Origin of the sequence: Pinisolibacter aquiterrae, assembly GCF_019160155.1 — a bacterium.
Classification (GTDB): domain Bacteria; phylum Pseudomonadota; class Alphaproteobacteria; order Rhizobiales; family Ancalomicrobiaceae; genus Pinisolibacter; species Pinisolibacter aquiterrae.
In genome coordinates, this window is sequence record NZ_JAFNIH010000016.1 from 1 (window position 1) to 821 (window position 821).

Below are 821 nucleotides of genomic sequence, written 5' to 3' on the forward strand. Positions count from 1 at the left end.
CCGACCCGAAGCGCCGCCTGGAGCCCGAGCGTGATCTCGGTCTGCATGTCCGCGAGCTTCTTCTGATAGAGCTGCGTCGCGGCGAGCGGCTTGCCGAACTGCTTGCGGTCGAGCCCGTACTGACGCGCCCGCGTCCAGCAATCCTCGGCCGCCCCCATCACGCCCCAGGCGATGCCGTAGCGGGCCCGGTTGAGGCAGCCGAACGGGCCCTTGAGCCCGGAGACGTTCGGCAGGATCGCATCCTCGGGCACCTCGACGCCGTCCATCACGATCTCGCCGGTGATCGAGGCGCGAAGCGAGAGCTTGCCGCCGATCTTCGGCGCCGAAAGCCCCTTCATGCCCTTCTCCAGCACGAAGCCGCGGATCTCGCCGCCGTGCGCCGCCGACTTCGCCCAGACCACGAAGACGTCGGCGATCGGCGAATTGGAGATCCACATCTTCGAGCCGATCAGCCGGTAACCGCCGTCGATCTTCTCGGCGCGGGTCTTCATGCCGGCCGGATCCGACCCGGCGTCGGGCTCGGTCAGGCCGAAGCAGCCGACCCATTCGCCGGTGGCGAGCTTCGGCAGGTACTTCTTCTTCTGGGCTTCCGAGCCGTAGGCCTCGATCGGGTACATCACCAGCGAGGACTGGACCGACATCATCGAGCGATAGCCCGAATCGACGCGCTCGACCTCACGGGCGACGAGCCCATAGGAGACGTAGCCGGCGCCGGCCCCGCCGTAGTCGTCGGAGACGGTCACACCGAGGAGGCCGAGCGAGCCCATCTCCTCGAAGATGGCGCGGTCGGTCTTCTCCGCGAGATAGGCCTCGACCACGCG

1 protein-coding gene is annotated in these 821 nt (G+C 68.0%); it reads right to left on the reverse strand.

What is annotated here, in order from left to right:
- Positions 1–821, reverse strand: an 821-nt coding sequence (locus J3S89_RS03085; RefSeq protein ID WP_217926010.1) for an acyl-CoA dehydrogenase family protein, incomplete at both ends; no start/stop codon positions are given.